The organism is Streptomyces sp. NPDC050759 (assembly GCF_044456945.1).
Classification (GTDB): Bacteria; Actinomycetota; Actinomycetes; order Streptomycetales; family Streptomycetaceae; genus Streptomyces.
Window position 1 is genome coordinate 46,812 of the sequence record NZ_JBITGI010000024.1, and the last position, 25,678, is coordinate 72,489.

22 protein-coding genes, 1 tRNA gene and 1 pseudogene are annotated in these 25,678 nt (G+C 72.3%); 19 read left to right on the forward strand and 5 right to left on the reverse strand.

Translation table 11 applies throughout. The annotated features are described in order from the left end of the window. Positions 1–150: 150 nt before the first annotated feature. On the reverse strand, positions 151–1,224 hold the full coding sequence (locus ACIBJB_RS43020; RefSeq protein ID WP_398939548.1) for an acyltransferase family protein: 1,074 nt from the start codon (positions 1,222–1,224) through the stop codon (positions 151–153). Positions 1,225–1,442: 218 nt separating this feature from the next. Next, entirely contained in the window at positions 1,443–2,711 is a 1,269-nt protein-coding gene (locus ACIBJB_RS43025; RefSeq protein WP_398939550.1) for an MFS transporter, read from the reverse strand. Between the two features lie 637 nt (positions 2,712–3,348). On the opposite strand from ACIBJB_RS43025, the gene ACIBJB_RS43030 reads away from it, so the two are divergent. The 11 genes and pseudogenes from ACIBJB_RS43030 (at position 3,349) to ACIBJB_RS43080 (ending at position 13,313) form a co-directional block, all read left to right on the forward strand. Next, the gene (locus tag ACIBJB_RS43030; RefSeq protein ID WP_398939552.1) at positions 3,349–4,344 is read left to right on the forward strand and encodes an NAD-dependent epimerase/dehydratase family protein; all 996 of its coding nucleotides are present in this window, start codon (positions 3,349–3,351) and stop codon (positions 4,342–4,344) included. A 47-nt stretch (positions 4,345–4,391) separates the two neighbouring features. Then, the gene (locus tag ACIBJB_RS43035; RefSeq protein WP_398939554.1) at positions 4,392–6,026 is read left to right on the forward strand and encodes a carbamoyltransferase; all 1,635 of its coding nucleotides are present in this window, start codon (positions 4,392–4,394) and stop codon (positions 6,024–6,026) included. Next, positions 6,023–6,253: a hypothetical protein gene (locus tag ACIBJB_RS43040; protein ID WP_398939555.1), complete on the forward strand. Its 231-nt coding sequence runs from the start codon at positions 6,023–6,025 to the stop codon at positions 6,251–6,253. Before ACIBJB_RS43035 ends, ACIBJB_RS43040 begins: the two co-directional genes overlap by 4 nt. Next, positions 6,250–6,786: pseudogene (locus ACIBJB_RS43045) on the forward strand (D-glycero-alpha-D-manno-heptose-1,7-bisphosphate 7-phosphatase); the annotation flags it as partial. The gene ACIBJB_RS43040 and the pseudogene ACIBJB_RS43045, both read left to right, overlap by 4 nt. Positions 6,787–6,900: 114 nt before the next feature. Then, positions 6,901–7,812, forward strand: a complete 912-nt coding sequence (locus tag ACIBJB_RS43050; RefSeq protein WP_398939658.1) for a glycosyltransferase family 9 protein — start codon at positions 6,901–6,903, stop codon at positions 7,810–7,812. Further along, complete coding sequence (locus ACIBJB_RS43055) at positions 7,809–8,771, forward strand: glycosyltransferase (protein ID WP_398939557.1); 963 nt, start codon at positions 7,809–7,811, stop codon at positions 8,769–8,771. Before ACIBJB_RS43050 ends, ACIBJB_RS43055 begins: the two co-directional genes overlap by 4 nt. Further along, on the forward strand, positions 8,768–10,003 hold the full coding sequence (locus ACIBJB_RS43060) for a glycosyltransferase (protein WP_398939559.1): 1,236 nt from the start codon (positions 8,768–8,770) through the stop codon (positions 10,001–10,003). Before ACIBJB_RS43055 ends, ACIBJB_RS43060 begins: the two co-directional genes overlap by 4 nt. Further along, the gene (locus tag ACIBJB_RS43065; protein ID WP_398939561.1) at positions 10,000–10,623 is read left to right on the forward strand and encodes an SIS domain-containing protein; all 624 of its coding nucleotides are present in this window, start codon (positions 10,000–10,002) and stop codon (positions 10,621–10,623) included. Before ACIBJB_RS43060 ends, ACIBJB_RS43065 begins: the two co-directional genes overlap by 4 nt. After that, positions 10,620–12,056, forward strand: coding sequence for a D-glycero-beta-D-manno-heptose 1-phosphate adenylyltransferase (rfaE2, locus tag ACIBJB_RS43070; protein WP_398939563.1), 1,437 nt, complete (start codon positions 10,620–10,622; stop codon positions 12,054–12,056). The genes ACIBJB_RS43065 and rfaE2 overlap by 4 nt, the downstream gene beginning before the upstream one ends. Beyond that, positions 12,053–12,379 (forward strand): glycosyltransferase family 9 protein, encoded by a 327-nt coding sequence (locus ACIBJB_RS43075; RefSeq protein WP_398939564.1) that lies wholly within the window; start codon positions 12,053–12,055, stop codon positions 12,377–12,379. Before rfaE2 ends, ACIBJB_RS43075 begins: the two co-directional genes overlap by 4 nt. Continuing rightward, positions 12,357–13,313 carry a glycosyltransferase family 2 protein gene (locus ACIBJB_RS43080; protein ID WP_398939567.1) on the forward strand — a complete coding sequence of 319 codons (957 nt, stop codon included), beginning with the start codon at positions 12,357–12,359 and terminating at the stop codon, positions 13,311–13,313. Before ACIBJB_RS43075 ends, ACIBJB_RS43080 begins: the two co-directional genes overlap by 23 nt. Before the next feature lie 78 nt (positions 13,314–13,391). Here the strand turns inward: ACIBJB_RS43080 and ACIBJB_RS43085 are convergent, their stop codons facing one another. Then, positions 13,392–14,282: an SDR family oxidoreductase gene (locus ACIBJB_RS43085; protein ID WP_398939569.1), complete on the reverse strand. Its 891-nt coding sequence runs from the start codon at positions 14,280–14,282 to the stop codon at positions 13,392–13,394. 253 nt (positions 14,283–14,535) lie between these two features. Between ACIBJB_RS43085 and ACIBJB_RS43090 the strand changes: the two genes are divergently transcribed. Then, a complete protein-coding gene (locus tag ACIBJB_RS43090) occupies positions 14,536–15,099 on the forward strand; it encodes a hemerythrin domain-containing protein (protein WP_398939571.1) in 564 nt (187 codons plus the stop codon). A 256-nt stretch (positions 15,100–15,355) separates the two neighbouring features. Here the strand turns inward: ACIBJB_RS43090 and ACIBJB_RS43095 are convergent, their stop codons facing one another. Continuing rightward, complete coding sequence (locus ACIBJB_RS43095; RefSeq protein ID WP_398939573.1) at positions 15,356–15,643, reverse strand: hypothetical protein; 288 nt, start codon at positions 15,641–15,643, stop codon at positions 15,356–15,358. A gap of 250 nt (positions 15,644–15,893) precedes the next feature. Then, positions 15,894–15,965, reverse strand: a tRNA-Arg gene (locus tag ACIBJB_RS43100). A gap of 119 nt (positions 15,966–16,084) precedes the next feature. Here ACIBJB_RS43100 and ACIBJB_RS43105 point away from each other — a divergent pair. The 7 genes from ACIBJB_RS43105 to rho all read left to right on the forward strand — a co-directional run bounded on the left by ACIBJB_RS43105 (position 16,085) and on the right by rho (position 25,602). Continuing rightward, positions 16,085–16,603, forward strand: a complete 519-nt coding sequence (locus ACIBJB_RS43105; protein ID WP_398939575.1) for a response regulator — start codon at positions 16,085–16,087, stop codon at positions 16,601–16,603. Positions 16,604–16,803: 200 nt separating this feature from the next. Continuing rightward, entirely contained in the window at positions 16,804–18,009 is a 1,206-nt protein-coding gene (gene nrtL, locus ACIBJB_RS43110; protein ID WP_398939577.1) for an ArgS-related anticodon-binding protein NrtL, read from the forward strand. Between the two features lie 25 nt (positions 18,010–18,034). Further along, positions 18,035–19,426, forward strand: a complete 1,392-nt coding sequence (gene lysA / locus ACIBJB_RS43115) for a diaminopimelate decarboxylase (RefSeq protein ID WP_398939579.1) — start codon at positions 18,035–18,037, stop codon at positions 19,424–19,426. A 147-nt stretch (positions 19,427–19,573) separates the two neighbouring features. Further along, positions 19,574–20,866 carry a homoserine dehydrogenase gene (locus ACIBJB_RS43120; RefSeq protein ID WP_391062763.1) on the forward strand — a complete coding sequence of 431 codons (1,293 nt, stop codon included), beginning with the start codon at positions 19,574–19,576 and terminating at the stop codon, positions 20,864–20,866. 6 nt (positions 20,867–20,872) lie between these two features. Next, positions 20,873–21,931: a threonine synthase gene (thrC, locus tag ACIBJB_RS43125; RefSeq protein WP_398939581.1), complete on the forward strand. Its 1,059-nt coding sequence runs from the start codon at positions 20,873–20,875 to the stop codon at positions 21,929–21,931. Between the two features lie 287 nt (positions 21,932–22,218). Beyond that, positions 22,219–23,148: a homoserine kinase gene (thrB, locus tag ACIBJB_RS43130; protein ID WP_069765543.1), complete on the forward strand. Its 930-nt coding sequence runs from the start codon at positions 22,219–22,221 to the stop codon at positions 23,146–23,148. A gap of 408 nt (positions 23,149–23,556) precedes the next feature. Further along, positions 23,557–25,602: a transcription termination factor Rho gene (rho, locus tag ACIBJB_RS43135; RefSeq protein WP_398939584.1), complete on the forward strand. Its 2,046-nt coding sequence runs from the start codon at positions 23,557–23,559 to the stop codon at positions 25,600–25,602. Positions 25,603–25,678 lie beyond the last annotated feature (76 nt).

The following is a 25,678-nucleotide window of genomic DNA, read 5'->3' on the forward strand; positions in this document are numbered from 1 at the left end:
CGCCATCTCGTCGTACGGCCACGTGCTCTCCGGTGCGCGCTCGGCTCGGGTCGCGTGCTGTCGGACCCGCCGCGCGGTCACGGCGGCGGTGAGGGTGACCGGGCCCGGGCCGAGCGGTGGTGGCGCCGTCTCGTCGTAGGGCGATTCTCCTCAGGCGCGCTCTGGTGGGGCCGTGGGGTGCCGGAAGGCCCACCGCATGTCCGGTTCGACCAGGTATCGCAGGGCGCGTCGGACCGGTGGGGTGCACAGGGCGGTCACGGCGGAGGCGGCGGCGAGGGTGACCGTGGCCGTGCCGAGCGGTTCGTGGACCCAGGTGGGCCCGTACCAGCCCCAGAACCGGGCGCCCTGGACGAGGAATCCGTGCAGCAGATAGCCGTAGAGCGTGCCCGCGCCCAACGCCGTGAACCAGGTCCGCCGCCCGGGCACCAGGGCGAGGAAGCACCCGACCAGGACCAGCGAGCACCCGAAGGTGACCAGCGTCATCACCGGCCCCGACCAGCCGGGCGCACCCAGCTCCTGGGCGCTGTCCCGGTGGTAGAACCAGGCCCCGCTCATCCGCGGCACGGCCCAGTGGGCCAGCGCGAGCGCGACCGCGAACACCGGCACGGCCGCCAGCCGTACGGCCCGCCGACGGACCAGGCGGAAGTGCTCCGGCTTCAGACACAGACCCAGCACGAAGTACGGCAGGAACTGCAGGACACGCTGCAGATCGAGATCGTCGCCGATGGAGGGCGTGAGGGAGGCGAGCATCGCCACCGCGAGGGCGAGCGGCACCGGATGACGCACCCGCTGCCACAGCGGAGTGGTCAGCCGCCACACGAACAACGCCACCAGGAACCACGTCAGATACAGCGGATCCAGCAGACTCACCGGCCGGTCCGGCACCTGGTCGGTCCACCGGGTGAAGAACGTGTACGCCGTCTCGAACACGACGTACGGCACGACCAGCCCGGTCACCAGCCTCCGCAGCCGCTGCGGGCCGGCGTCGAAGTTCCGCGAGAAGTACCCGGAGACGACGATGAACGCGGGCATGTGAAAGGCGTACACGAGCAGGTACAGCGCTGAGACACCCCGGCTCCCGTCCCGCAACGGCTCCCACGCGTGTCCCACCGCGACCAGCACGATCGCCAGATACTTGATGTTGTCGAAGTAGGCGTCGCGCTCCGCGGGACGCTGCGCTGCGGGTCTTTCCCGAGGGGCGACCGTGACAAGTTGCTCGTGCATCCCGGGCGCCTCACCACTCCGGAGCGGCCCAAACTCCGTACATAGGTGCCGGCTGTGCCCCGTAGGTACGGCGGGGGAGCGGATCACGACGCGTCCGGCCCGCCCTACGTCCACCCCGCCCCGCGTCCGGGCCTGCGCCGAGGGCTCGCGTCCGCGCGGCCGAAGCGCAGCGCCCCGCTGGGGACCGTCGGCGCACCCCCGCCGGGGGTGCCAAGCCCTCAGGCCGCCGTGCTCAGCGCTTCCCGTCCCGCCACCTCGCCGCCCGGCTTCGTCGGCAGGGCGACGGGCTCCAGTGTGCGGCGTGCCCGTACCAGGAAACCCGTACCGATCGCGCCGGCGACCAGCAGGCCACCGGTCACGAGAGCTCCGCGTGCCCCGGCCAGTTCCATGAGCAGACCCAGCGCCGGCGGGCCGCCGAGACCCCACACCGTGCCGATGCTGCTCCACACGCCGAGGACGCGTCCGCGCAGGTGAGGGGGCGGGTCGGTCTGGAGGACGGCCGTTCCGGCGGTGTCGGAGACGGACTCGACCACGGCCATGGGCAGGACCAGCACCAGCAGGACGGCCACCGACGGTGACAGTCCCGCTGCCAGTTGCAGCAGCGCGCCCGCGGCGGCCAGCGTGCCCACCAGCCGGACGGAGGGCCGCCGCAGCCGGGCGCCGAGGAACGCGCCCAGGATGCCGCCGACGGCGAGGACCGAGGAGACCGTGCCGAACGCCCCCGCACCGCCCGCGAGCGGCCCGGTGACGAGCACGGCCAGGGTCAGCCCGTAGTTACGGCCGAAGACCGCGCTGATCCCGGTGATGCCGGCGAGCGCGACCAGACGGGGCCGGCGCGCGAAGAAGCGCAGGCCTTCGCGCATGGTCATGTCGGCCCCGGCCCCGGCCCCGGCCCCGGCTCCGACTCCCGCCCTGGTCCGCGCGGCTGCGGGCGCCGCACCGGGCGCGGGGCGCAGGAACGGCACGACCGCGGCGACGAACAGGAAGGACATCCCGTTGGCCGCGTACGCGGCGGCCGTGCCGAGAAAGCCGACCGTCACGCCGGCCAGGGCGGTCCCGACGAGCCGGCCGGCGCTGTGCACCATCGCGCCGATGCCGATGGCGGAGGGAACGTCCTCGGCCGGGACGAGATCGTTGCCCAGCAGAGCGCACGCCGGTCCGTCGACGGTGGCGATGGTGCCGGTCACAGCGGCCAGCACCAGCAGGGACGTCATGTCGAGCCGGTCCAGCGCGACGAGCACGGCCGTGACGAAGGCGACCGCGCCGAGCAGGGTCTGGCTGACCGCCGCCGTCAGCTTGCGCGGCCAGCGGTCCACGGCCGCCCCGCCCAGCAGGCTCATGAACAGCGCGGGGCCGGCCTGGACGGACATCGACAGCCCTGTCGCGGCGGCGGAACCGGTGATCTGCAGAACGAGCAGGTTCTGCACCGTGAGCTGCATCCAGGTGCCGGCGTTCGACACGAAGTTCGCGACGGACCACCAGCGCATGCTGCGGTGTCTCAGGGATCGCCACGGCGAGCGTGACGCCTCCCGGGGCGAGGCCGCGGCCGTGTTCGGGGCAGCGGAAGGGCAGGCAGGGGCAGGAACGGAAGACACAGTGCGATACCCGAAAGGTGAAGTGGCAGTCAGACAGGTAGGCGAAACCGAAGAACGCCGGGCTGCGCTGCGCGGTCATCCACCGAGTCGGTCACGGCGCGAACCATCGTGGCAGATGTGATCGGTGCGTCGGCTGCGGTTCGCCGGGCGACACCGCCCTCAAAGGCTCAACTGCCGATCGCCCTCACGCCACTTGCCCTGTCGAGTGTGGTTGCTCACAGGCCCTCCGCACTCGTCAGCACGTTCCCGCCCGGTACTGGAGGGGCGCCGGGCCGCCCCCGCAGCAGTCGCGGGTGCTGTGGGGCCTATGCACAATAGGGATCAAAGTGTGAAAGCTACTGGCACGGGAACCCCGTGTTCGTTCCGTCGGGAAAACGGCGGCTGCGGCCAAGACGGCCCTGTTCCTGACGCGCGTTCCGTGCGTCCTGTCCATATCTGACCTTTCACCCCCTTCCCACGAGCCGCTCGCGTCGCACCGGACATGCGCGCGCCGCTCTCCGGCCTCGCGAGCACGGCTGAAGGACGTCCCATGACTGATGCCCCTCCTCGCGTGCCCTGGCGCCGTGCCGTGGTGACCGGCGGTGCCGGCTTCCTCGGCAGCCATCTCTGCGAGCGCCTGCTGGATTCAGGTGTCGAAGTCGACTGTGCGGACAATCTGGTGTCCGGATCGCGCCAGAACATCGCCCACCTCGAGGGCCGCGCCGGATTCAGGTTCGTGGAGTGCGACGTCTCCGCGCCCGAGTGCCTCCGGCGCCTGCGGGGACCGTACGACCTCGTCCTGCACTTCGCCTGCCCCGCCTCGCCCGTCGACTACCTGCGGCTGCCCCTGGAGACGCTCGACGCCGGCAGCCTGGGCACCCGCACCATGCTGGCCCTGGCCGAGCGGGACCGGGCACGCTTCCTGCTCGCCTCGACGTCCGAGGTGTACGGCGATCCCCTCGTGCATCCACAGCGCGAGGACTACTGGGGCAACGTCAACCCGGTGGGTCCGCGCAGCGTGTACGACGAGTCGAAGCGGTTCGCCGAGGCGCTGGTCAGCGCCCATGTGCGGGTCAAGGACGCCGACGCCGGCATCGTGCGCCTGTTCAACACCTACGGGCCGCGCATGCGCGCCCACGACGGCCGTGTGGTGCCGACGTTCGTCTGCCAGGCGCTGGCCGACGAGCCGCTGACGGTGGCGGGTGACGGCAGCCAGACGCGGTCCCTGTGCTACGTCGACGACACGGTCGACGGGATCCTGCTGGTGGCCGCGAGCCACTCGGTAGGGCCCGTGAACATCGGCGGAACCGACGAGGTCACAGTCCGGGACATCGCCCGCCGGGTGGTCGAGCTGGCGGGCTCCTCCTCGCGCATCGAGTTCGTCGACCGCCCCGTCGACGACCCGCAGCGCCGCCGCCCGGACACGCGGCTGGCGCGTGAACTGCTGGGCTGGGCCCCCAAGGTGCCCTGGGAGGAAGGGATCAAACAGACCATCGCCTACTTCGCCGCGGCGCGGCCGACGCGGCAGCCGGCCGGGCAGGTCTGAGCCCGCAGGCCGAGAAGTCGTCCACTGAGCCTCCCCGGAGGAACCGTATGCGCGTCCTGGGAATCAACGCTCTTTTCCACGACCCGGCCGCCGCCCTGGTCATGGACGGCAGGATCGTGGCAGCGGCGGAGGAGGAGCGCTTCAGCCGTCGCAAGCACGGCAAGCGGCCCATCCCCTTCTCCGCGTGGGAACTGCCCGAACTGTCCGCCCGCTGGTGCCTGGAGCAGGCCGGTCTCACCCCGGCCGAACTGGATGCGGTCGCCTACTCCTACGACCCCGAACTCGCCCGCCCCGCCGACCAGTTGGGTTTGAACGACCCCTGGGACCACCTGCGTCAGGAATACGCCCGCCGGGCCCCGGAGTTCCTGGCCGAGGCCCTGCCCGGACTCGACCCGGCCAAGGTGCGCTTCGTCCCGCACCACGTCGCCCACGCCGCCTCGGCCGGCCAGGCCTCCCCCTACCCGGACTGCGCCGTCCTCGTCCTGGACGGCCGCGGCGAATGCGGCTCTCATCTCGCGGGCCGCTACGCGAACCGCGAACTCGCCGTGCTGGGTACGCAGTCGCTGCCCGACTCCCTGGGCCTGTTCTACGAGGAGCTCACCCAGCACCTCGGATTCCTGCGCAGCAGCGACGAGTTCAAGGTGATGGCCCTGGCGTCGTACGGCCGGCCGCGTTTCCTCGAGCGGCTGCGCGAGTACATCCACCTGGACGGCGAGGGTGGGTTCCGGGCCCGTCCGGTTCCCTGGTCGTCGCTGGTCCCGCCGCGTGCGGCGGACGCCCCGTGGATGCAGGACCACGCCGACGCGGCGGCCAGTGCACAGGCGTGTCTGGAGGAGGTCCTGCTCGGCCTGGCGGGCTGGCTGCACGAGCGCACCGGCGAGGAGACGCTGACGCTGGCCGGCGGCGTGGCGCTCAACTGCGTGGCCAATACCCGGCTGTACCGGGAAGGGCCCTTCCGCCGCGTCTGGGTGCAGCCCGCGGCCGGGGACGCGGGCACCGCGCTCGGCGCCGCGCTCCATGTCGCCCACCAGAAGGAGACGGTGGAGGCCATGCCGACGGCCGCCCTGGGCCGTGGCTGGAGCGATGACGAGCTGCGCGCCTGGCTGGAGCGCGCCGCCGTTCCCTACGAGGAGCCCGCCGACATCGCCGACACCGTCGCCGAGGAGCTCGCCCGGGACGGCATCGTCGCCTGGTTCCAGGGACGCAGCGAGTACGGCCCCCGGGCCCTCGGCCACCGCTCGCTGCTGGCCCACCCCGGCCACGTCGGGAACCTCGAACGCCTCAACGCGGTGAAGGGACGGGAGGAGTTCCGTCCGGTCGCCCCCATGGTGCTGGCGGAGCGCGCGGCGGAACTCTTCGACGGGCCGTTGCCCAGCCCCTACATGCTGTTCGTGCACGACGTCGCCGCCGCGTGGCGCGACCGCATCCCGGCCGTCGTCCACGTGGACGGCACGGCCCGGATCCAGACCGTGGAGCGCGACGCGGAGCCGCTGGTGGCCCGGATGATCGACGGCTTCGAACGCCGCACGGGCCTGCCCGTGGTGGTCAACACGAGCCTCAACACGGCCGGCCGGCCCATGGTGGACGACCCGCGGGACGCCCTGGAGTGCTTCGGCTCCTCGCCCGTGGACCTCCTGGTCCTCGGACCGTTCGCGGTCCGGCGGAAGGGGATGTTCGCATGACGAACGCTCCGGCCTCCGCCCCGCCCGCCTACGCCGTCGTCGTGCCGACGATCGGACGCCCCTGTCGCGCCGACTGCCTGCGCGCGCTCGCCGCGGCCGGCGGTCATCCGCCCGCTGCGGTCGTCATGCTGTCCACCGGCGTGGTCGTCCCGTCCCTCGCGGTCCGCCACTGGCTCGGCGGCCTGCTGCACCATCGACGCGCCGCACTCCTGGGGAGCGCGCCGTGAACCACCGGACCACACCCGCCACTCGGCCCGCCGCGGTGCTCTTCGACCGCGACGGCACCCTCGTCGAGGACGTCCCTTACAACGGCGACCCCGACCTGGTGCGCCTCGTGCCCGGCGCCAGGCGGGCCCTGGACCTGCTGCGCGCGGCGGGCATCGCGACCGGCGTGGTCAGCAACCAGTCGGGCGTCGGCCGCGGACTGCTCACCCACACCGACGTACGGCGGGTCAACGCCCGGGCGGACGAGCTGCTCGGCGGCCTCGGCACCTGGGTGTACTGCCCGCACCTGCCCGAGGACGGCTGCGAGTGCCGCAAGCCCCGGCCGGGTCTGGTGATCGAGGCGGCACGACGCCTGGGAGTGGCTCCGTCGGACTGCGTGATGATCGGAGACATCGCGGCCGACGTCCTGGCCGCGCGCGCCGCGGGCGCCCGCGGCGTACTCGTACCCAGCGCGGCAACGCGGCCCGAGGAGGTCGAGACGGCTCCCCGGGCCGCTTCCGACCTGCTCACGGCGGTCCGCGAGCTCCTTGGGGAGGTGCCGCCGGACAGCTGTGGGAAGACACTGGTCGTGCGGCTGGACAGCTTCGGTGACGTCCTGCTCGCCGGACCTGCCGTCCGGGCGGTCGCCGCCCACTCCTCCCGGGTGACGATGCTCTGCGGCCCGCTCGGCGAACCCGCCGCACGGCTCCTGCCCGGCGTCGACGACGTGATCGTGTGGGCGGCCCCGTGGGAGGGCGTGGACGCGCCCGCCGTCGCCGAGGCCGACGTCGACGGGCTGGTGGAGCGCCTGAAGGCGGCCGGGTTCGACGCCGCGCTGATCCTCACGTCGTTCCATCAAAGCCCCCTGCCCACGGCCCTGTTGCTGCGGATGGCCGGCGTCGCCCGGATCGGCGCCGACAGCGTCGACCACCCCGGCCGCCTGCTCGACGTACGGCATCAGCGGCTCCCCGGCCGGCACGAGGCCGAGGCCGCGCTCGACACCGCCGCCGAGATGGGCTTCCTCCCGCCCCCCGGGGACGACGGCCGGCTGCGCGTCGTCCCGCCACCGGACACCATCGCGCTGACCGGCAACGGCCCCTACGTCGTCGTACACCCCGGTGCCGGCGCGCCCGCCCGCGCCTGGAGTCCCGAACGCTGCTCCGAGGCCGTGGCCCTGCTCACCGACGCCGGTCACCGCGTCGTCGTCACCGGCGGCCCCGACGAGACGGACCTCACCCGGCGGGTCAGCGGCGACTCGGCGGTCGACCTCGGCGGCAGGACGACCCCGCAGGTCCTGGCCGGCGTTCTGCGCACGGCCGATGTCGTGGTGAGCGGCAACACCGGCCCCGCCCATCTGGCCGCCGCCGTCGCCACCCCCGTCGTCTCCCTGTTCGCGCCCGTCGTCCCGGCCGAGCGGTGGGCTCCGTACGGCGTGCCCCACGTGCTCCTCGGTGACCAGAACGCACCCTGCGCCGACAGCCGGGCCCGGCACTGTCCCGTGCCCGGTCATCCGTGCCTGGACGAGGTCACGGCCCAGGACGTGGTGCGCGCGGTGCAGAAACTCCTCAAGGAGAGCGCATGAACATCCTTGTCTGGCATGTGCACGGCTCCTGGCTGACGTCGTTCGTCCAGGGCCCGTACACCTTCCTCGTCCCGGTGACGCCCGATCGCGGACCGGACGGACTGGGGCGCGCCAGAACCTGGGAGTGGCCGGCGACCGTGCGCGAGCTGAGCCCCGCCGAACTGCGCGAGGCCGACATCGACTTGATGGTGCTGCAACGGCCGCACGAGCTCGAGCTGGCAGAGCGCTGGACGGGCCGCCGCCCGGGCATCGACGTACCCGCCGTCTACGTCGAGCACAACAGCCCGCACGCCTCGCCCGTCGACACCCGCCACCCCCTCGCCGACCGGAGCGACATCCCGCTCGTCCACGTCACCCACTTCAACCGCCTGATGTGGGACAACGGCCGCGCCCCGACCGAGGTGATCGAGCACGGCATCATCGACCCCGGGTACCTGTGGACCGGCGAGGAGACCCGCGCCGCCGTCGTCGTCAACGAGCCCGTGCGGCGCGGCCGTACCACCGGAACCGACCTGCTGTCGCGGTTCGCGCGCTCGGTGCCGCTGGACGTCTTCGGCATGCGCACGGAGGGACTCGCCGGCCACCTCGGGCTGCCCGCCGACCGCTGCCGTAGCCGGGATCTGCCGCAGGGCGAACTGCATCCGGCGATGGCCCGCTGCCGCCTGTACCTGCACCCCGTGCGGTGGACGTCGCTCGGACTGTCGCTACTGGAGGCCATGTTCCTGGGGATGCCCGTGGTGGCGCTCGACACCACGGAGGTGCGGGAGGCCGTGCCCGAGGGGGCCGGGGTGGTCTCCAACCGGTTCGACGTACTGGAGGAGGCCGTCCGCGGATTCCTCGCGGACCGGGACCACGCCCGGCTGACCGGGGAGGCCGCCCGGGCCGCGGCACAGTCCCGCTACGGAGAGCGGCGTTTCCGGGACGACTGGGAACGCCTGATCAAGGAGGTCACCCGATGAGCCCCAGCCAGCCATCGGCCGGCCGCGTCGCCATGGTCTCCGAGCACGCCAGCCCGCTGGCCGAGCTCGGCGGCCCCGACGCGGGCGGCCAGAACGTCTACGTGGCCCAACTCGCCGCCCTGCTGGCCCGCCGGGGTCACGAGGTCGTCGTGTACACCCGCCGTGACGACCCGCGGCTGCCGGAACGGGTCGTCACGGCCGACGGGGTGCAGGTCGTCCATGTGCCCGCCGGGCCGCCGGCCCCGATACCCAAGGACGAACTCCTGCCGTACATGGAGGAGTTCGGAGCCTGGCTGGCACGTGAGTGGGCGACGGAGCCACCCGACGTGGTGCACGCCCACTTCTGGATGTCCGGCATGGCGGCGGTGGCCGGGGCGCGCGCCGCGGGCGTGCCCGTGGTGCAGACCTACCACGCGCTCGGCACCGTGAAGAAGCGGCACCAGGGCGCCGCCGACACCAGTCCGCCCGATCGCATCGCGATCGAGACGGCCGTGGGCCGGGAGTGCAGCGGCATCATCGCCACCTGCGAGGACGAGGTGCGTGAACTGGTCGCCATGGGGCTGCCCCGCCGGCGCATCCACGTCGTGCCCTGCGGTGTGGACCCCGTGCAGTTCGCGCCGGTGGCGGGTGCCCGCCGGGCCCCGTCCGCGCGCCGACGACTGCTCACCGTCGGCCGGCTCGTGCCCCGCAAGGGCTTCGACCGGGCGATCCGCGCCCTGGCGGACGTGCCGGACGCCGAGCTCCTCATCGCCGGGGGCCCCGAACCGGCCCTGCTCTTCGCCGAACCGGAGACGGAACGGCTGTGCGCGATCGCCGAGGAGTGCGGTGTCGCCGACCGCGTGACGCTGCTGGGCGGCGTGAGCCGTACCCGGATGCCCGCACTGATGTCCGGCGCGGACCTCGTGCTGTCCGTTCCCCGCTACGAGCCCTTCGGCATCGTCCCGGTCGAGGCCATGGCCTGCTGCACACCCGTCGTCGCCACCGCCGTCGGCGGGCAGCTCGACACCGTCGCCGACGGCGTCACGGGTGTCCTGGTCCCGCCCGACGAGGACCACGACCTCGGCGGGACCATCCGGGAACTGCTCGACGACCCGTACCGGCTCAGCCGGTACGGCGCCGCCGGACGGCGCCGTGTCCTCGCCCGCTACACCTGGGACCGCGTCGCCGACGGGGTGACCCAGGCGTACAGCGCCGTTTCCTCCGTTCCCTCGCTCTCGGGAGTCGTCCGATGACACTCGCCGCCGACGCCGCACACTGCGACGACCTGATGAAGGCTCTCGAAGGTTTCCGCGAATACGCCGCCCCCGTCGTCCGGCGATGGGGGACCTCCCTCGCCGAACAGCTGGGCGCCGGTGCCCGGCTTCTCGTCGCGGGCAACGGCGGCAGCGCGGCCCAGGCCCAGCACCTGACCGCCGAGCTGGTCGGCCGCTACCGAGAGGACCGTCCGCCGTTCTCCGCGCTCGCGCTGCACGCCGACACGTCCTCGACCACCGCCATCGCCAACGACTACGGCGTGCAGGAGATCTTCGCCCGGCAGGTCGCCGCGCACGGCCGGACCGGGGACGTGCTGATACTGCTGTCGACCAGTGGCGCCAGCGCCAATCTGCTCGTCGCCGCGAAGGAGGCCCATCGCCTGGGCATGACCGTCTGGGCCCTGACCGGTCCGGCGCCCAACCCGTTGGAAGGATCCGCGGACGACTCCCTGTGCGTGGACGCGGCGGCCTCCGCCACGGTCCAGGAACTGCACCTCGTGGCCGTCCACATGCTCTGCGAGTCCTTCGACCGCACCGTGGAGCGACTGGTGCCGTCCGACGGCCGGCGGGCGGACGGGGACGCGGAGGGCGGCGTATGAGCGCCCCGGCCCCGCTGCTCGTCGTCGGAGACGCGCTGCTCGACCACGATCTGTGCGGGCGGGTCGAGCGGCTGGCTCCCGACGCGCCCGTCCCGGTCGTCAGCTCGCTCCGGCGCATCACGCGGCCGGGCGGAGCCGCGCTGGCGGCCTGCCTCGCCGCCGCCGACGGGAGGCAGGTCACCCTCGTCACCGCGCTGGGCGACGACGAGGCCAGCGAGTCCCTGGGCCGGCTGCTGGCCGACCGGGTGCGCCTGGTGCGGCTGCCCCTGACCGGCACCCTGTCCAGCAAGACGCGGGTCCTCACGGAGGGCCGGCCGCTGCTGCGCCTGGACGACGGCGACGGGCGGGCCCGGGAGCAGACCGACGAGGCGTGCCGGGCGATCGCCGGGGCCGGTGCCGTGCTCGTCGCCGACTACGGCCGCGGCACCGCCGACGTCCTGCGCGACGCGCTGCGGTCCGCGGCCGCGCGGGTGCCCGTCGTCTGGGATCCGCATCCGCGCGGCAACCCGCCGGTGCCGGGCGTCCGGCTGGCCACGCCGTGCGCGAGCGAGGCGCGTGCCTTCGCCGGCCGGCTGCGTACCGGTGAGGAGCCCCAGGGCGGCAGCCCACTGCACGCCGCGGCGCGCCACGCCGACACGCTCGTCCGGGGCTGGCGTGCGGCCTCCGTGGCCGTGACGCTGGGCGGACGGGGCGCGCTGCTGTCGCACGGGGAGACTCCGCTGCTGGTGCCGTCACCGGTCACGGCCGAGGGTGACGCCTGCGGGGCCGGGGACCGGTTCGCGGCGACCGCCGCCGGGTTCCTCGCGGACGGCGAACTCACCGAGACCGCCGTGCGGGCCGCCGTACACGCCGCCACCCGGTACGTCGCCGAGGGGGGCGCCCGCGCGCTCGCCGTGGACACCGCACCGGCCCCACAGCCGCGTCCCACGGACGACCGCGAGCCGACGGGCGACGCCCTGCGCACGGCCGCCCGGGTACGGGCCGCCGGCGGGACCGTCGTCGCCGCCGGCGGCTGCTTCGACCTGCTGCACGCCGGTCACGTCGCCCTGCTGCAGGCCGCCCGCCGCACCGGCGACTGCCTGGTGGTCTGCGTCAACTCGGACGCCTCCGTACGCCGGCGCAAGGGCGGCGGCCGGCCCCTGGTCCCGCTCGCGGACCGGGTCCGGGTGCTGCGCGCGCTGGAGTGCGTCGACGCGGTCGCCGTGTTCGACGAGGACACCCCGGAGCGACTGCTCGGGGAGCTGCGCCCGCACATCTGGGCCAAGGGCGGCGACTACGCCCTGGCCCGGCTGCCGGAGGCGTCGCTCGTGGAGAGCTGGGGCGGACAGGTCGTTCTGTTCCCCTACCTGGACGGCCGCTCCACCACCGGCATCGCGGAACGCGCGGCAGCGACCCCCCAGCCTGCGCGCCCGACCGGACGGAGGGGCCGATGACCGCCCCACCGCGACGTCCCCGCCTCCTGGTGAGCGGCGACACCGGACTCGCGCATCTCGCCGTGGCCCATGGCACGCCGTCCGTGACGCTCTTCGGTCCGGTGTCGCCACACCTGTGGGGCCCACCCCGCTCCGGCCCCCACATCGCCCTGTGGAAACCCGGACCGCCCGGCGATCCGCACGGCGACGTCCCCGACCCCCGGCTGCTGCGGATCGACACCGACGAGGCCGCCGGAACGGCGCTGTCCCTGCTGCGGCCCGTACGGAGCGGTGCGCCACCACGGAAGGGGGGTGACGTGCGTGTCCCCGCAACCCCGGCCTGAGGAGTCCCGCGCAGAGGTCCCGGCCGGTCGCACCGGTGCGGGGGACGGCCGGGTCACGGTCGCCGTCATCACCCGCGACCGGCCCGCCGGCATCCTGCGGACCGTGAACGCTCTCACCGCCCTCCCCGAGCGGCCCCCCGTCATCGTCATCGACAACAGCTCCGACGACTCGACCCTCGAAGCCCTGCGCCACCGTCCGTCCTCGGTCCGCGTGCTGCGGCCCGGCCGGAACACCGGCGCCCTCGGCCGCAACCTCGCGGTACGGCGGGCCGACACGCCCTATGTGGCGTTCAGCGACGACGACTCCTGGTGGACCCGGGGCGCGCTGCGGCAGGCGGCCGACCTGCTCGACCGGCATCCCCGGCTGGGCCTGCTGGCGGCCCGCACCCTCGTCGGGCCCGACCGGGCCGAGGACCCCCTCAACGCCGTGCTCGCCGCCTCGCCGCTGCCGCGCGAGGCCGACCTGCCGGGCCGTCCGGTGCTCGGCTTCCTGGCCTGCGCCTGCGTGGTGCGCCGGGACGCCTACCTCGGGGCGGGCGGCTACCATCCGCTGCTGTTCTTCGGCGGCGAGGAGACCCTGCTCGCCTACGACCTCACGGCGCGCGGCTGGGGTGTCACCTACGAACCGTCGCTGACGGCCCGTCACCATCCCGAGCCGGGAGGCCGCGACGGGCGCAGCTATCTGCTGCGGCGCAACGAGGTGCTGACCCTGTGGCTGCGTCGTCCGCTGCCGGTGGCCCTGCGGGCCACCGCACGCCTGACCGCTGCGGCCACCGCCGGTGAACCCGGCGCCCGCCGCGCCCTGCGCGAAATGGCCGTACGCCTTCCCGCCGCCCTGGCCCGACGCCGACCGCTGCCGCCGCACGTGGAGGCCGCGACCAGACTGCTGGAGCGGCGCGCACCGGCCCGGCCGGAGGGAAGCGGACCGGCCTGATGCCGGAGGGAAGCGGACCGGCCTGAGCGGATTGTCCGACCCACGGCGGCGGCCCGCCCGTGGCTCACGGCACGTGGCTCACGGCAGGGGCGTGCCGCCGGTCGCGTTGAGGATCTCCGCGGTGACGAAGCTCGCTTCCTGGGAGGCCAGGTAGACGTACGCCGGGGCCAGCTCGGCGGGCTGGGCCGGGCGGCCCAGCGGGCTCTGCTTGCCGAACTCCACGGTGTCGGGCAGCGTCGCGGGGATCAGCGGCGTCCACACCGGGCCCGGCGCGACCGCGTTGACGCGGATGCCGCGCTCCGCGACCATCTGGGCCAGCCCCTGGGTGAAGGTCACGATCGCGCCCTTCGTCATCGCGTAGTCCAGCAGGTGCGGACTGGGCTTGTACGCCTGCACGGACGTCGAGTTGATGACGCTGCCGCCCTCCGGGATGTGCGGCAGGGCGAACTTGGTCAGCCAGAACATCCCGTAGAGGTTGGTGCGCATGACCCGGTCGAACTGCTCGGTCGTGATGGCTTCGATGCCGTCCGGCTGCGACATCTGGAACGCCGCGTTGTTCACCAGCACGTCGATGCGTCCGAACTCGGAGACCGCGCGCTCTGTCAGCGCCCGGCAGTTGTCCTCCTCACGGATGTCGCAGGAGACGGCGACCGCCTTACGGCCGGCGTCCTCGACGAGGCGGGCCGTCTCGCGCGCGTCCTCCGCCTCGTCCTCCAGATGGGTGAACAGCACGTCGGCACCTTCCCGGGCGAAGGCCAGCGCCACCGCCCGCCCGATGCCGGAGTCCCCGCCCGTGATGACGGTCTTGCGGCCCTCCAGCCGACCCGTGCCGCGGTAGGACTCCTCGCCGTGATCGGGTGGCGGGTCCATCGGCCCGGTCCAGCCAGGGTGCGGCTGGTCCTGCGCCGGAAACTCAGGGGTCGGATGCTGCGTCGTGGGGTCCTGCTGGCTGTGCTGTTGCTCGGTCACGGCAGCCTCCTCAACGCCGGCGGGTTCGGACGCACCAGCGAGTTCCCGCCCTGCACCACCCGAAAAGCCAGGACGTCACCGGCGTAAAGCTGCCGCCGGTTTGTGCGATGCGGCGGCAGGTACCCGCACAACTGGAGCGGCGCCCGCCGGGTACGGGTACTCCGCCTCGGCCACCGGAGTGAAGTGGCGGACCGGCGTGAGGTCGTCGGTGCGCGCGTGGCAGGTATCTGGAAACGACAAGGAGTGGAGAACCATGGCACACGGCGGAAACGTCATTCAGGAACTGACTACGGACCACCGCGAGGTGGACGACCTCTTCGCGCAGATCGAAGCGCTGCCCGGAGCCGACCAGCAGCGACGTGAACTGGCGGACCGGCTCACCATGGAGCTGATCCGGCACTCGGTGGCCGAGGAGGAGTACCTGTACCCGGCGGTGCGCCGGTACGTCGACGGGGGAGACGACCTCGCCGACAAGGAGATCGCCGACCACGCCGAAGTCGAGCGCATGCTCAAGGAGCTCGAAGGCTGCCAACCCGGGGACGGGAGTTTCGACACGCTCATCCTGCGGCTGAAGAACTCCGTCACGGCGCACGTAAGCGACGAGGAGAACCGGCTCTTCCCGTTGCTGGCCGACGTCTGCTCCGCCGACGCCCTGGAGGAACTCGGCGAGAAGGTCCGCTCGGCCAAGCAGCACGCTCCCACCCGCCCCCACCCGTCCGCGCCGGACACCCCACCCGCGAACAAACTCCTCGCACCCGGTGCCGGCATGGTCGACCGCCTGCGCGACATGCTCACCGGCCGCGGAAAGCAGGACTGACGCACTGACAGAGCCGACTGGCGGCCTCGGATGAGCCGGGGTCGACCTCGCCGACTCCGCCTCACGTATCCCTTTCGTCCAACGCCCGGTCGACCACCCCGCTCGCCGCGCCGGAGCGGCGCTGGACCTGCCGGCCGCCGTGCGCCAGGTGCTGACCGGGGGGGCCGCCCCGGAACTGCGGAGGTGTTGTCGGGCCGCTCACGCCAGTACAGGCGTCAACTGACGGCCCTGACTCGTGCAACGAAGGGCGTTCGGGTCAGACCTTGATGACGGTGGCCCGTCCACCGCACAGTGTGCTGAGATCCTCCGGATCCGACGTAAGCACGGTGACGGGAGGGTGAGCGGCGTGGGCTGTGGCGCCGAGCGACAAGCCGGGACAGGGCCCACTCCAGGCCGGTCGGTTGATCCGGGGGTGGACCACCTCGCCAAGAGTCGCTGCAGAAGTGATCACCCGCAGGTCGTCGGCGCGGGCGAGAGCGAGCCAGCCGGTGACGGTGCGGTCCCGCAGGACGGCCTTGGCCGGCCCTCCACTGTCGAGGATCAAGGTGCCACCGGGGACAGCGGGGGATCGGGTCCCGCGGCGTTCGTCCCGCCTCGCGTCTGCTCCTGACGGGCCTGGTGGAGCTGGTCGCGTAGAGCCTGGATCTCCTCGTCGGTGACGGGTCCGTGCTCGGCTCCCCAGGTCCTGGCGAAGACCGGCAGCGATCAAAGACTGGCCTACGGCCGCACACACGCGAAGACCCCGGCCTCAGCGTTTCCGCTGGTGACGGGGTCTTTGGGCACCTCATACAGGGTGCCCCCGGCAGGATTCGAACCTGCGCACACGGCTCCGGAGGCCGTTGCTCTATCCCCTGAGCTACGGGGGCGTGTCGGGCGCGGAGTTGGTGGCTCGCGGCGACGGGTAGAACACTACCAGCTCCCTCGGGGTGATCAGGAACGGGTTTCGCGGCGGCGACCCGGGTGTGGGTTCCCGGGCGGGGTGGAAGTGGGGAAAACCCGGACGCGGTGGCCGGTCCGCACCTACTCTCGAGTTGTGTCAGGCGCGTCGGGTCGGGTGCTTGTTGTGGACGACAACAAGGTCATCCGGCAGTTGATCAGGGTCAATCTCGAGCTGGAGGGCCTCGAGGTCGTGACCGCGGCCGATGGTGTCGAGTGTCTGGATGTCGTTCATCAGGTGCGGCCCGATGTCGTGACCCTCGATGTGGTCATGCCCCGGCTGGACGGGCTGCGGACCGCCGCGCGGCTGCGTTCCGACCCCCGGACGGCTCACCTTCCCCTCGCCATCGTCAGTGCCTGTACGCAGCACGAGGTCGACAGCGGTCTCGACGCCGGCGTCGACGCCTTCCTCGCCAAGCCCTTCGAGCCCGCCGAACTCGTACGGCTGGTACGGCAGTTGATGGAGCAGAGTACGCAGGAGCGGGCTCCCGGTGCCGAGGACGGTCGTCTGGTCGGGGGTGTCCTCGGGGGCGGAGAGGCCGAGCGGGCCGGTCGCGCCGGCGGCTGATCACCGGGACAGCGGTTCCCCGTCGCACTCCAGCGTCCCCACCCCGCTGACACCGACCTCCCCAGAGGGCCGACATCTCCCCGATCCCCTATTTCCCATCTCCCCTTGCTTCCCCGCCCGCGACAGTCGACCGTCCACATCCCGGACCCCTGCCCAAACCCGCTCGCCCACCCACCCCCCTCCTCCCATACGCTTGTCCCGTGACCCCCGTCGAGCTCTCCCGTACCGTGCTGCGCGCGGTGCGTCGTGCTGTCGACGACGGGGAGCTGGACGTGGTCGTGCCGGGGCGGACGAGCGTCACGCCCCCGGGGCCGGGTGGCTGTGGTGACTACGCCACCGGCGTCGCCCTCCAGCTCGCCCGGCCCGCCGGGCAGCCGCCGCTTCGGGTCGCCGAGATTCTCCGGGAGCGCCTCGTCCGCACGGACGGCATCAGCGATGTCGTCGTCACCGGGCCCGGGTTCCTCAACATCAGCCTGCGGGGTACCGAGATCGCCCTCGTACGGGAGATTCTGCTGAGTGGTCACCGGTACGGTCACGCCGACCGGGCCACCGGCCGGCTCGTGCAGCTGCACGCCCCCCACGAGGTCCGCGCCGTCGTCGTCATGGACGCCGTCGCCCGCATCCTCCGCTCCCAGGGCGCCCTCGTCCGCACCAGCTGTGCCGGCAGGCCTGAGCCGGAGTGGGCCGACATCCTCGGCGTCGACATCGACGCATACGGCACCCCCGACGCCCCCGCTCTCCCCGACGCCCCCGCTCCCCTCGACGTCGACGTGCGCCCCGTACCGGCGGCCCCCGCCGATCCCACCCCCCTGGGCCGGGACGCCGCCCGCTGGGCCCTTCTCCACCCCGCCCTCCACGACCTGCCTCGCATCACCGCCGACCACCTGGTCCAGCGCGAGAGCAACCCTCTCTTCCGCGTCCGTTACGCCCACGCCCGCACCCGGGCCCTCAGCCGCAACGCCGCCGACCTGGGCTTCCACTCCGAGCCAGGGGACGCAGACCTACGGGGCGCACAGGCAGCCGTACCGGAAACCGCGGTACAAGACGCGCAAGACGCGCAAGACGCGCAAGACGCGCAAGACGCGCAAGACGCGCAAGACACACGAGACACACGAGACACACGAGACGCGCAAGACGCGCACGATACGACCGCTCTGCGGCACGCCCTCGCCGATCACCCCCGCATCCTCCGGGCAGCCGCCGCGCACCACGCTCCCGACCGCCTGGCCCGGCACCTCGTCACCGTCGCCGATGCCGTGCTCCCCTTTCTCGCCGCCGTTCTTCCGCGCGGTGCGGAGAAACCCTCGGCCGCCCACCGTGCCCGGCTCGCGCTCGCCGAAGCCGCCGGGGCGGTGCTGGCCGGTGGCCTGTCCCTGCTCGGCATCGACGCACCCGAACACCTGTGACGCACACAGAAAGCCACCCGAGAACATGAGCCGTTCCGCACATCCCGCCGGGCCCCGGCACGCCGACGTCCTTCCCGAGGGCCACTACTCCGCCCCGCCCGCCGATCTCAACACCCTCGACCCCAAGGTCTGGGCCCAGACGGTCGGCCGTGACGAGGACGGCGTCGTCACCGTCGGCGGCATCGACGTCAAGACCCTCGCCGAGGAGCACGGCACCCCCGCCTACGTCGTCGACGAGGCCGACTTCCGGGCCCGGGCGCGTGCGTGGCGCGGTGCCTTCGGGACCGATGCCGACGTCTTCTACGCCGGCAAGGCGTTCCTCTCCCGGGCCGTCGTGCGCTGGCTGCACGAAGAGGGGCTCAACCTCGACGTCTGCTCCGGTGGCGAGCTCGCCACCGCCCTCTCCGCCGGCATGCCCGCCGACCGCATCGCCTTCCACGGCAACAACAAGTCGACGGAGGAGATCACCCGGGCCATCGAGAGCGGGGTGGGGCGTATCGTCCTCGACTCGTTCCAGGAGATCGTCCGGGTCGCGCACATCGCGCAGAGCCTGGGGAAGCGCCAAAGGGTCCAGATCCGTGTCACCGTCGGCGTCGAGGCGCACACCCACGAGTTCATCGCCACCGCCCACGAGGACCAGAAGTTCGGCATCCCGCTCGCCGGCGGGCAGGCCGCCGAGGCCGTGCGACGGGCGCTGCAGCTCGACGGTCTCGAGCTCATCGGCATCCACTCCCACATCGGGTCGCAGATCTTCGACATGTCCGGCTTCGAGGTCGCGGCCCATCGGGTGGTCGGGCTGCTCAAGGACGTCCGTGACGAGCACGGTGTCGAGCTTCCGGAGATCGACCTCGGCGGCGGGCTGGGGATCGCGTACACCAGCGACGACGACCCCAGGGAGCCGCACGAGATCGCCAAGGCGCTGACCGAGATCGTCACGAGGGAGTGCGAGGCCGCCAGGCTGCGGACCCCGAGGATCTCCGTCGAGCCCGGGCGCGCCATCGTCGGCCCCACCGCCTTCACGCTCTACGAGGTCGGCACCATCAAGCCCCTCGACGGGCTGCGCACCTACGTCTCCGTCGACGGCGGCATGTCCGACAACATCCGCACCGCGCTGTACGACGCCGAGTACACCGTCGCCCTCGTGTCCAGGACCAGTGACGCCGAGCCCATGCTCGCCCGCGTCGTCGGCAAGCACTGCGAGAGCGGGGACATCGTGGTCAAGGACGCGTTCCTGCCGGCCGACCTGGCACCGGGTGACCTCATCGCCGTACCGGCGACGGGCGCCTACTGCCGTTCCATGGCGAGCAATTACAACCACGTGCTGCGTCCGCCGGTCGTCGCCGTCAACGACGGCGAGTCCCGGGTCATCGTCCGCCGCGAGACGGAGGAGGACCTGCTGCGGCTCGACGTCGGATGAGCCCCCACCGGCCAGGGGCGGAAGATCTACGGTCTGCCGCCCCTGTGCAAATGAAATAGATGTCTCATCATCCGGACTGGGGGCAGAAACTCCCGTCCGGTGAGTGAGACTGGTCCCACCGAAGACGGTATGAGGAAACGAGGTCGGATGATGCGTACGCGTCCGCTGAAGGTGGCGCTGCTGGGCTGTGGAGTGGTCGGCTCAGAAGTGGCGCGCATCATGACGACGCACGCCGACGACCTCGCCGCCCGGATCGGGGCCCCCGTCGAGCTCGCGGGGGTCGCGGTACGGCGGCCCTCCAAGCTCCGTGAGGGCATTCCGCAGGAACTCGTCACCACCGACGCCACCGCCCTCGTCAAACGCGGGGACATCGACGTGGTGGTGGAGGTCATCGGGGGGATCGAGCCCGCGCGTTCCCTCATCACCACCGCCTTCGAGCACGGCGCCTCCGTCGTCTCCGCCAACAAGGCGCTCCTCGCCCAGGACGGCGCCGCCCTCCACGCGGCGGCCGGACAGCACGGCAAGGACCTCTATTACGAGGCCGCCGTCGCCGGTGCCATCCCGCTGATCCGTCCGCTGCGCGAGTCCCTCGCCGGCGACAAGGTCAACCGGGTGCTCGGCATCGTCAACGGGACCACCAACTTCATCCTCGACAAGATGGACAGCACCGGGGCCGGTTATCAGGAGGCCCTCGACGAGGCCACGGCGCTCGGGTACGCGGAAGCCGACCCGACCGCCGACGTCGAGGGGTTCGACGCCGCCGCCAAGGCCGCCATCCTCGCCGGAATCGCCTTCCACACGCGCGTGCGTCTCGACGACGTCTACCGCGAGGGCATGACCGAGGTCACCGCGGCCGACTTCGCCTCCGCGAGGAACATGGGCTGCACCATCAAGCTGCTCGCCATCTGCGAGCGCGCCGAGGACGGGCAGTCCGTCACCGCGCGCGTGCACCCCGCGATGATCCCGCTGAGCCACCCGCTGGCCTCCGTGCGCGGCGCGTACAACGCCGTGTTCGTCGAGTCCGACGCCTCCGGCCAGCTGATGTTCTACGGCCCGGGCGCGGGCGGCGCCCCCACCGCCTCCGCCGTCCTCGGTGACCTCGTCGCCGTCTGCCGCAACCGGCTCAGCGGCACGACCGGACCGGGTGAGTCCGCGTACACCGCGCTGCCCGTCTCGGGCATGGGCGAGGTCGTCACGCGCTACCACATCAGCCTGGACGTGGCCGACAAACCGGGTGTTCTCGCCCAGGTTGCCACCGTGTTCGCCGAGCACGGGGTGTCCATCGATACCGTTCGGCAGCAGGGGAAGGACGGCGAGGCATCTCTCGTCGTCGTCACGCACCGCGCGTCCGACGCCGCCCTGGGCGGGACCGTCGAGGCGTTGCGCAAGCTCGACACCGTGCGGGGTGTCGCCAGCATCATGCGGGTTGAAGGAGAGTAACGAGCAATGACCCACCAGTGGCGCGGAATCATCGAGGAGTACCGGGACCGGCTGCCCGTCTCCGACACCACGCCGGTCGTGTCGCTCCGTGAGGGCGGCACGCCCCTCGTGCCCGCGCAGGTGCTCTCCGAGCGCACCGGGTGCGAGGTCCACCTCAAGGTGGAGGGCGCCAACCCCACCGGGTCCTTCAAGGACCGCGGTATGACCATGGCGATCACGCGGGCCAAGGAGGAGGGCGCGAAGGCGGTCATCTGCGCCTCCACCGGCAACACGTCGGCGAGCGCCGCCGCCTACGCCGTACGCGCGGGCATGGTCTGTGCCGTGCTGGTCCCGCAGGGCAAGATCGCGCTCGGCAAGATGGGCCAGGCGCTCATCCACGGCGCGAAGATCCTCCAGGTCGACGGCAACTTCGACGACTGCCTCACCCTGGCCCGCGCGCTGAGCGACAACTACCCGGTGGCGCTGGTCAATTCGGTCAACCCGGTGCGCATCGAGGGCCAGAAGACCGCCGCCTTCGAGATCGTCGACATGCTCGGCGACGCGCCCGACATCCACGTCCTCCCGGTCGGCAACGCCGGCAACATCACGGCGTACTGGAAGGGCTACAAGGAGTACGCCGCCGACGGGGTGGCCGCCAAGACGCCCCGGATGTGGGGCTTCCAGGCCTCCGGCAGTGCCCCGATCGTGCGCGGCGAGGTCGTCAAGGACCCGTCGACCATCGCCACCGCCATCCGTATCGGCAACCCCGCCTCCTGGCAGTACGCCCTCGCGGCGAAGGAGGAGTCCGGCGGGTTCATCGACGAGGTGACGGATCGTGAGATCCTGCGCGCCTACCGGCTGTTGGCCGCTCAGGAGGGTGTCTTCGTGGAGCCAGCCTCCGCCGCCTCCGTGGCCGGTCTGCTGAAGGCCGCCGAGCAGGGCAAGGTCGACCCGGGCCAGCGGATCGTGTGCACGGTCACCGGCAACGGCCTCAAGGACCCCGACTGGGCCGTCGCGGGCGCCCCGCAGCCCGTCACCGTCCCGGTCGACGCGGCCACGGCGGCCGAGCGCCTCGGGCTCGCCTGAGAACCCGGCCCACGTCGTCCGAGCAGTCCCAGCAGTCCGAGCAGTCCGAGCAGTCCGAGCAGGGAATCCCTAGGAGGGGTGCACAGGGGGCTTACGACACGCATCGTGCGCCTCCTGTGCGCCCTATGTCGCCACAGAACCTTCCTTCGATAGGCTGTACCGAACCCGCCCGCTGCATATGCCCTCGCGTACAGCGGGGTGCCGCGTCGTCTCCGCGGTCGGCAGGGTCTTCGTACGTCATCGAATGTCATTCGACAATCACGCAGCTCAAGGAGAGTCATCGAGAGATGGCCGGTCCCGCATTCCGCGCCGCCGCCGTCCGGGTGCGCGTCCCCGCCACCAGCGCCAACCTCGGCCCGGGCTTCGACGCCCTCGGCCTCTCGCTGGGGCTCTACGACGACGTCGTCGTCCGGGTGGCCGACTCAGGGCTGCACATCGACATCGCGGGGGAGGGGAGCGAGACGCTCCCGCGTGACGAAAACCACCTTCTCGTACGCTCCCTGCGCACCGCCTTCGATCTGCTGGGCGGCCAGCCGCGCGGCCTGGAGATCGTCTGCGCCAACCGCATCCCGCACGGCCGGGGCCTCGGCTCCTCCTCGGCCGCCATCTGCGCCGGAATCGTCGCCGCGCGCGCCGTGACCATAGGCGGCGAGGCCCGGCTCGACGACACCGCGCTCCTGGAGCTCGCCACCGAGATCGAGGGCCACCCCGACAACGTGGCCCCGTGTCTGCTGGGCGGCTTCACGGTCGCCTGGATGGAGGCCGGCGCCGCCCGGGCGATCAGGCTGGAGCCCGACGATTCCATCGTTCCGGTGGTTTTCGTGCCCGGAAAGCCCGTCCTGACCGAGACCGCGCGCGGACTGCTCCCGCGCACCGTGCCGCACGTCGACGCCGCCGCCAACGCCGGCCGTGCCGCGCTGCTCGTCGAGGCCCTCACCAGGCGCCCCGAGCTGCTGCTGCCGGCCACCGAGGACCGTCTCCACCAGGAGTACCGCGCTCCGGCCATGCCGGAGAGCGCCGCGCTGGTGGAGCGGCTGCGGGCCGACGGAGTCCCGGCAGTCATCTCAGGGGCAGGGCCCACCGTGCTCGCGCTGGTCGACGCCGACAGCGCCGACAAGGTGGCCCATCTGGCGGGCGGGGGCTGGGCCGCCAACCGGCTGGAGCTCGACGCCCAGGGGGCCTGTGTGCTCCCGCTCGCGGCCGCCAGTGACATGTGAGATCCGGCGTGTGCCGGATTTCGAGAGGGGGAATGTTTGTTGGATCCGGTAGTGTTAATCTCAAGTCTGCACCCGACCCCACCATGGCGAGGTGCTTCACGTCCCCGTCCGGGACAGACATTCTTCCGGGAGCCTCCCAAGCCGCACAGCGTTCCGTACGACGTACATGGGCAGTACCTCGTACGCGGGCACTGAGCGACTTGCCGGGCACGCTCCGGAACCGGTGTGACCAAGCCACGTGACACGGACACTCAGTGCCACGGCTCTCGGAAGCGCCGTCACCACATTCCTCCGCCACTCAGGCGGACCACCGCCCCGGCACGGTCCACAAGGATGGGACCGACGTCGGACAGCACAAACGGTCGCCGAGCCAGACAGGCCGACGTCCGCTCCAGGGAAGGACCCTTCGTGAGCGACACCACCGATCTGATGGGCGCACGTGTCGAGGAGACCGCTGCCGCGCCCTCCACGGACGCCTCCGCGCCTGCCACCGGTGCCGGCTCCCGGCGGCGCCGCGGTACCGGCCTCGACGGCATGGTGCTGGCCGAGCTGCAGCAGGTCGCATCCGGCCTCGGCATCAGGGGCACCGCGCGTATGCGCAAGAGCCAGCTGATCGAGGTCATCAAGGAGGCGCAGGCCGGGGGAGGTGCCGCGGCTCCCAAGGTCGCATCGGCCCCCGCCGGGGACGCCACCGAGACCAAGCCGAAGCGCCGCGCCACCTCCAAGGCCCGTACGGGCGATGCCGCCGAGAAGAAGGCGGAGGCGAAGGCCGAGGCCCCCGCCGAGAAGGCCGTGGCCCAGCAGCAGATCGAGATCCCCGGACAGCCGGCCGCCGAGCGCGGGGCGGACGATGCTCCCGCGGAGCGCCGTCGTCGCCGCGCCACCGCCGAGGCCGGCGCCCCCTCGGGCAGCCCCGAGACGGTCGTGGCCGAGGCGAAGAGCGAGCCCAAGGCCGAGACGCCGGCGCAGCAGCCGCAGGGCGACGCCGGTGACGGCGACGGCCGTGGCCGCCGCGACCGCCGTGACCGCGACCGCGGCCGTGACCGCGGGGAGCGTGGCGACCGCGGGGACCGCGGGGACCGTCGCAAGAGCGACGACCAGCAGGGCCAGGGCGGTCAGCGCCAGCAGCAGAACCAGCAGCAGAGCGGCGGCCGTCCGGACCGCCAGGACCGTCAGCAGCGTGACAACGGTCCGCAGGACGACGACGACTTCGACGGCGGCCGCCGCGGCCGCCGGGGCCGTTACCGGGACCGCCGTGGCCGTCGTGGCCGTGACGAGATCGGTGGCGCGGGCGAGCCGCAGATCAACGAGGACGACGTCCTGATCCCGGTCGCGGGCATCCTGGACATCCTCGACAACTACGCCTTCATCCGTACGTCGGGCTACCTGCCGGGCCCCAACGACGTGTACGTCTCCCTCGCCCAGGTCCGCAAGAACGGCCTGCGCAAGGGCGACCACGTCACCGGTGCGGTGCGTCAGCCCAAGGAAGGCGAGCGGCGCGAGAAGTTCAACGCGCTGGTGCGGCTCGACTCCGTCAACGGCATGGCGCCCGAACACGGCCGTGGCCGCCCGGAGTTCAACAAGCTGACGCCGCTGTACCCGCAGGACCGCCTCCGTCTGGAGACGGACCCCGGCATCCTCACCACCCGCATCATCGACCTCGTCGCGCCGATCGGTAAGGGCCAGCGCGGTCTGATCGTGGCCCCGCCGAAGACCGGCAAGACCATGATCATGCAGGCGATCGCCAACGCGATCACGCACAACAACCCCGAGTGCCACCTGATGGTCGTCCTGGTCGACGAGCGTCCGGAAGAGGTCACCGACATGCAGCGGTCGGTCAAGGGCGAGGTCATCTCCTCGACCTTCGACCGCCCGGCCGAGGACCACACCACGGTCGCCGAGCTCGCCATCGAGCGCGCCAAGCGTCTGGTGGAGCTGGGCCACGACGTGGTCGTGCTGCTCGACTCCATCACGCGTCTGGGCCGTGCGTACAACCTCGCCGCGCCCGCCTCCGGCCGCATCCTGTCCGGTGGTGTCGACTCGACCGCCCTGTACCCGCCGAAGCGCTTCTTCGGTGCGGCCCGCAACATCGAGGACGGCGGTTCGCTGACCATCCTCGCCACCGCGCTGGTGGACACCGGGTCCCGCATGGACGAGGTCATCTTCGAGGAGTTCAAGGGCACCGGCAACGCCGAGCTCAAGCTCGACCGGAAGCTCGCCGACAAGCGCATCTTCCCGGCGGTGGACGTCGACGCGTCCGGTACCCGTAAGGAAGAGATCCTGCTCGCTCCCGACGAGCTCGGGATCGTATGGAAGCTGCGCCGGGTGCTGCACGCCCTGGACCAGCAGCAGGCGGTCGAGCTGCTTCTCGACAAGATGAAGCAGACGAAGTCGAACGCCGAGTTCCTGATGCAGATCCAGAAGACGACGCCGACGCCGGGCAACGGCGACTGACGTCAAGCGTTCGCGAAGAGGACCGCCCCCTGTTGTCGGGGGGCGGTCCTCTTTGGTTTAGGATCGCGCTCTTCGG

What these genes read in the sequence shown, in the direction of transcription:
- ACIBJB_RS43050 (WP_398939658.1), top strand. Translation starts at nt 6,901, where the DNA reads ATGCTCTGCGGCCCGCTCGGCGAACCCGCCGCACGGCTCCTGCCCGGC.
- ACIBJB_RS43075 (WP_398939564.1), top strand. Translation starts at nt 12,053, where the DNA reads ATGACCGCCCCACCGCGACGTCCCCGCCTCCTGGTGAGCGGCGACACC.
- ACIBJB_RS43120 (WP_391062763.1), top strand. Translation starts at nt 19,574, where the DNA reads ATGATGCGTACGCGTCCGCTGAAGGTGGCGCTGCTGGGCTGTGGAGTG.
- ACIBJB_RS43025 (WP_398939550.1), bottom strand. Translation starts at nt 2,711, where the DNA reads ATGCGCTGGTGGTCCGTCGCGAACTTCGTGTCGAACGCCGGCACCTGG.
- thrB (WP_069765543.1), top strand. Translation starts at nt 22,219, where the DNA reads ATGGCCGGTCCCGCATTCCGCGCCGCCGCCGTCCGGGTGCGCGTCCCC.
- ACIBJB_RS43090 (WP_398939571.1), top strand. Translation starts at nt 14,536, where the DNA reads ATGGCACACGGCGGAAACGTCATTCAGGAACTGACTACGGACCACCGC.
- rfaE2 (WP_398939563.1), top strand. Translation starts at nt 10,620, where the DNA reads ATGAGCGCCCCGGCCCCGCTGCTCGTCGTCGGAGACGCGCTGCTCGAC.
- lysA (WP_398939579.1), top strand. Translation starts at nt 18,035, where the DNA reads ATGAGCCGTTCCGCACATCCCGCCGGGCCCCGGCACGCCGACGTCCTT.
- ACIBJB_RS43035 (WP_398939554.1), top strand. Translation starts at nt 4,392, where the DNA reads ATGCGCGTCCTGGGAATCAACGCTCTTTTCCACGACCCGGCCGCCGCC.
- ACIBJB_RS43065 (WP_398939561.1), top strand. Translation starts at nt 10,000, where the DNA reads ATGACACTCGCCGCCGACGCCGCACACTGCGACGACCTGATGAAGGCT.
- ACIBJB_RS43030 (WP_398939552.1), top strand. Translation starts at nt 3,349, where the DNA reads ATGACTGATGCCCCTCCTCGCGTGCCCTGGCGCCGTGCCGTGGTGACC.
- ACIBJB_RS43040 (WP_398939555.1), top strand. Translation starts at nt 6,023, where the DNA reads ATGACGAACGCTCCGGCCTCCGCCCCGCCCGCCTACGCCGTCGTCGTG.
- ACIBJB_RS43020 (WP_398939548.1), bottom strand. Translation starts at nt 1,224, where the DNA reads ATGCACGAGCAACTTGTCACGGTCGCCCCTCGGGAAAGACCCGCAGCG.
- ACIBJB_RS43060 (WP_398939559.1), top strand. Translation starts at nt 8,768, where the DNA reads ATGAGCCCCAGCCAGCCATCGGCCGGCCGCGTCGCCATGGTCTCCGAG.
- thrC (WP_398939581.1), top strand. Translation starts at nt 20,873, where the DNA reads ATGACCCACCAGTGGCGCGGAATCATCGAGGAGTACCGGGACCGGCTG.
- ACIBJB_RS43055 (WP_398939557.1), top strand. Translation starts at nt 7,809, where the DNA reads ATGAACATCCTTGTCTGGCATGTGCACGGCTCCTGGCTGACGTCGTTC.